The sequence below is a fragment of the Protofrankia sp. Cr1 genome (genome assembly GCF_963555865.1).
Classification (GTDB): Bacteria; Actinomycetota; Actinomycetes; order Frankiales; family Frankiaceae; genus Protofrankia.
This window is the reverse complement of sequence record NZ_CAUVXO010000380.1, coordinates 1-5,132: the sequence shown is the minus strand read 5'-3', so window position 1 is coordinate 5,132 and position 5,132 is coordinate 1. Positions and strand designations below refer to the sequence as shown.

Below are 5,132 nucleotides of genomic sequence, written 5' to 3'. Positions count from 1 at the left end.
GTTCCAGGACCTCCCGCTTGCGCTGGGCCACGACCGTGGGCGAGAGGTTCCGGCGAGCGGTCATGGCATCCCGCGCCGGACACCGGTACCTCGCCGGCCCCAGCATGCCCAGGGACACCCTGATAACCGCGGAATCGCCGACCACCCCTTCGGGTGGACGCCACGCTGCCATACCATCTCACTTCCTGAAGCTCGCGGGGCTCGATTCCCGCGACGCGGGCCGAGGACTCCTGAACGGGAGCGAACGTTGATTCGGATCGGAACCGAGATCGGTGGCCGCTTCATCGTCGACGGAATTCTGGGTGACGGCGGGAGTGGCGAGACCTTCTCGGCGCGGGACACGAAGCTCGGGCGGCGGGTAGCCGTAAAAATACAAACCTGGCGCAGCTTCGAAAGTACGACGAGGTACAGCGAGTCCGCTTCATGTATCGGGGACGAGTTCCAGCTCGGACGACAGTCATTGTCCGGCCTACGCGGAATACCGGAGTTCTATGATTCGGGTACGCATGCCGGCCGGCGATACGTGATCATGGAGCTGGTCGATGGGGTGACACTTGAGAACGTGATGCGGAAGAGTCGGCCCGTCGGGAGTGAGACGGTCGCCGCTGTCATCGGCCAGCTCTGCGAAATTCTGGAGCCGGTACACAGGCAGAGAATCGTGCACTGCGACATCAAGCTCGAGAACGTGATGGTCGAGCCCGGGGGCATGGTGTGGCTGCTGGACTTCGGCATCGCGGCCAGGGAAGACGAGATTGGATATGTGGCCGGAACACCTGGTTATGCCCCACCCGAGCAGTACGACGGGCGGTCGCTCACGACCCAGGCCGACATCTACGCCCTCGGAGCGCTGCTGTTCACGATGAGTGTCATGCTCCCCCCGTACGCCGAGTCCGGTGGCCGTCCAGGCCGGCGGGTGGAGCCGTTCAGCTTCGGTCGGCTCGAGAACATGCATCCCCGGCTGCGTTCCGTCGGCCTGTCGATGATCTCCTGGGACCCCGCGAACCGGCCGGCGACGGTGCGCGAGGTACTGGACGCGCTGCGGCCGCTGCTGCCAGGCCCCGGTTCGCCGCGTAACCCGAAGGCTCCAAGGCCTGATCCGACCCGGTGGTACCGCGATCCCGCGCCGACCAGCTGAGCTCGCCAGGCTCGGTGCCCGGCTGCCCCTGCCAGCCGCCGGGTGACCCGCCGTGCCGAATCCGCTCATCCGAGGTCCGCGAGGCGGGCGGCAGCTTCGTCCGCGCTTGGGTGACCGAGTTCGCGCAGCAGCATCTCGGCTCGCCGGTAGGCGTCCCGGGCCTCCTCGATCTGGCCCGTCCCGACCAGGAGCTCGCCGAGATCGAGGAGGATCCTCGCCTCCCGTGACCCGTAGGTCAGGCTCCGGTACCGCTCCGCCGCGGCACCCAGGTTCGTGATGGCCGGAGCGTGTTCTCCCCTCGCCGCATGGGCCTGGCCGAGGCTGGCAAGCGCGTTCGCGGTTCCGTTGACGTCCGAGGTCGTCTCGAAAAGCCGCACAGCCTCGCCGCAGTAGCGAAGCGCCTCGTCGTACTCACCGAGGTCGTGCCGGGCGCATCCCAACCCGTTGCGCGCACCCGCCTCACCGACGACATGACCGACGTCCCGGAATCCCGCCAGCGCCTGCTTGAACAGCTCGATCGCGGCCTGGGGCTCGCCGCTCTCGTGGCGGAGCACGGCGAGGCCGTGCCTGGCGCGGGCAAGGCCGAGCGCGTCTTCCGCCTTCTCGCTCAGCATGATCGCGCGCCTGAGACTTCCCTTGGCCTTCTCGACCTGCCCCAGTCCGCGACGCGAACCCGCGATCATCCGGTAGACCATCGCCTGATCGGCCGGTCCGGCTACTTTCTCCGCCGCATCGGCGGAGTATCCGAGATATCGGTCGGCGTCGGCGTACCGGCCGCGCCGCCACTGGTAGGTGAGCAGCGCCATGGCGAGCAGCCAGGTGTAGTGGTGGTTGTCCATGTCCTTCGCCTTCTGGACGGCGGCCGTGACGGTGGAGTACTCGATGTCCAACCACTCCATGGCTTCAGCCGGGGTGGCTGGGGCCGCGCCGTCAGCGCTGTCGACGACCGCCGGTTCTCCGGCCGGTGCCGTGCGTTCCGGGTCGAGAACCCGGTCGCAGGCCAGGGTCCGGCGGAGGAGGTAACCGAAGGCGAGCTCGACCGTGCGTGCTCGTTCCGCAGCGTCCATATCCTCCGCGAGCTCGGCCGCATAGTCGCGGATGAGGTCGTGATAGGCGAACCGGCCGAACGAGGGTTCCTCCAGCAGGTTCGCGGCGAGGAGTTCTTCGACGGCGCCCCTCGTGACCTCGCGCCGGTCATCGGCGAGCACCTCGACGGCGGCCTGGCTGATGGTCGGGCCCGGATGTATCGCCAGGCGCTGGAACAGCCGCTCCGCCGCCGGGGACAGCACCTCGTAAGAGGCCCCGAAAACCGCTCGGACGCTGAGGGTGTCGCGATGCTGGAGGGAGTTCAGGCGTTCTGTCTTCGAACGCAGCTCACGAAGAATTGCGCCCAGAACCCCGGCCTCGGGCGGTCGGGACCGGGCCTTCGCCGCGATGATGACCAATGCCAGCGGCAGCCTGCCGCACAGCTCGACGATCTCGTTGAGGTAGTGGCCGCCGATCCGTGCCTGCCGCTCATCAAGGTCGGCTGCCAGGAAGGCGGCGGCGTCCTGCGGATTAAGCGGGTTGACCGTCATCACCCGCGCGCCCTCATGTACTTCGAGGCTGTCCAGACGGTTGCGGCTGATGACGATCGCGGCGCAGGACCCGGCACCTGGCAGCAGCGGGCGGACGTGGTTCGCGTCCCGCGTGTTGTCCAGAACCACCAGGATCGCGCGGTCGGCGACGCTGGAGCGGTACGTCGAAATCATCCCGTCAAGGGTCGGCGTTGGGGGCCGCACCTGGAGGTCATTGAGCAGACGAGTCAGGGTCTGTTCTGGAATTTCTGGCTCCGCGGGCCCGAAACCGTGCAAGTCGACATAGAGCGCCCCGCCCGGGAAGGCGTCTTTCAGTGACGCCGCGCAGGACAAGGCCAGCTGTGTCTTCCCCACACCGGGCATTCCGGTGAGCACCGCCAACCGCGCGGTACCGGTGTCCGGCGCGAGCAGGATCTCGGATAGCTCCTTCAACTGCGCCTTCCGCCCGACGATGTGGGGGCGGTGCGCGGGTAGTTGCCGGGGAAGAAGCTGCCGGCCGGATCCGGCGGAGGGCACATCGGGTGGTGTGCTGTCGTCGATGAGCCGCTGGCGCACCTCCGACAGGTGATCATCGTCTCGACCGTACTCCCGCGCCCATCGCTCATAGGTGATCTTGGCGCTCTCGATATCGCCGCGCCTGACCAGCGCGTGATACACAATTTCGAGCAATTCCTCATCGGCTGGCCAGCGCGCTTCGGCTCGACGCGCCTCTTTCAGTGCGTCGCCGGGGTCGCAGATATCGAACATGGACCGCAAGTACTCGAGGTTAGCCTCTCGTAACTCCTTGTCCAGCTTGGCTTGTTCGATACTTAGATCAACACCGGGAAAATTCTCAAGGGGGCTGTCTCGCCATTCATTCAAGGCTGCGCGTAGGCCCTCGACTCGCTTTCGACCAGACTGCTCTCGCGCCACTGCGACACTATCGACGAAACGGAGGTAGTCCACGCTGTTCCGGGCTACCCTAATCTCGCAGAAATTCTTTTGATTGCGAGATGGCATGACACCGGGCAAAAGTCCGCGCAGTTTTGAGCAGCAGGACCTGATATTTTCCGAGTTCCATTGATGGTACGGCCATAGGCGTCTCGCTATGTAAGCATGTGACCCTCGCTGATTCGGGGCCAGTAGCAGTACGGCGAGCAGGGCGCGGACCTGTACTGAATCGATCCGGACCGGCTCGTCGCCCCGATAGACGCTGAACTCCCCCAGCACATGGAATCTCATCTTCCCTCCCCTCGGTAGCCGGCGGACATGGCCCTCCTCGGCCGGCGAACACAATCCTGCCATCCGCGTCCAGAGCATCGCTCACGTTTCGCTCACGTTCGGAGGCGAGCCCGATCCGACCGCCTGGCTAGAGTCTCCTCCGTCCCAGTTAGACGCCTTCTCCGCGCAGGGTTGAGAAAGTTCCGAACACGGTCAGTAGTAATTTGATACAATTCGATTACGAGGAGTAGCTAATGTCGGAGTTCCGCTGTCACGTGACACGTGCCTCCAGCGCCCGACGGCAGATGCCGAGCCACCTCCGCAAGATCACCACATTCCCTCCGCACCGGAGGCGTGGGCGGCGCAGGACCAAGCCGGAGACGCAACCGACCGCCCCTGCCCAGCCCATCCGCGAACGACCCGCCCCTGAACAGTCCGTCCCCGTGGTGGGACGCACCTAGCGTCCGTCGGGAGCGGACGCGGCAGGTAGCAGGCCGGACGATCGCGACGCGGCGCGGTCGCCCGACCCGGACAGTCCCCGACTCTGTTCGGGCACGACGCGCCTTCGGCGCGATCTCGGCTCGCGGCCGCATTGTAGGGCCGACCACGAGCCCGACCGAGCGGGTTGGACAGGCCCGGATGGCCGCGTGACCGGCGGAGTCGACATGAGCCCTGGTTATGAGGTCGATGCCTCACGCGATCGTCACGAGGAGCATCTCCGGAGAGCCGGCCGACGGGTCGAACCAGCCGTGGCGCGAGGTGGCATCGACTTGATTCGGTTGGCACGGCGGAGTCCTCGCTGATCCGCGCGCCGCTTCCTCGTCCTGGCTGCGAAGCTCGACGGCGGAACCTGGCGGACAATGCATCCCCCGCTGGTCGTCCGGTCGTCGAGGAGCGGTCGACGGCTGGGCCGCTGAAGGGAGCGACCGACCGGCACGCCGGCCTGCGGGGTGCCGACGTGAGCGACGGTCGTGGCGCGCGGCGGCCGGAATGGCTCGCTCACCCCCCTCGTCGAGGTGTAGCAGCGGGTGTAGCAACGGCAGCGGCCAACCACAGACGTTGGCGGCTTTCGACGGCCGAAAACGCACGCTCGCGGACGTCGAAATGACGGTCAGTTCGGCCTGAAAAGCGGAAGGTCGGCGGTTCGACCCCGCCCCTGCCCACGCGCTAACTTCTGTTACTCGCCGCACCGACGTGCAGCCTCGCGCCAGCCCGAACCG

Annotated in this window: 2 protein-coding genes; one reads left to right on the top strand and one right to left on the bottom strand. The window is 66.6% G+C overall.

The genetic code is table 11. The features are described 5' to 3' along the window. Positions 1-247: 247 nt before the first annotated feature. Complete coding sequence (locus U9980_RS21780) at positions 248-1,135, top strand: serine/threonine-protein kinase (RefSeq protein WP_322769625.1); 888 nt, start codon at positions 248-250, stop codon at positions 1,133-1,135. Between the two features lie 65 nt (positions 1,136-1,200). On the opposite strand, the gene U9980_RS21775 is transcribed toward U9980_RS21780, so the two are convergent. Then, the gene (locus tag U9980_RS21775; protein ID WP_322769624.1) at positions 1,201-3,657 is read right to left on the bottom strand and encodes an ATP-binding protein; all 2,457 of its coding nucleotides are present in this window, start codon (positions 3,655-3,657) and stop codon (positions 1,201-1,203) included. Between the last annotated feature and the right edge of the window lie 1,475 nt (positions 3,658-5,132).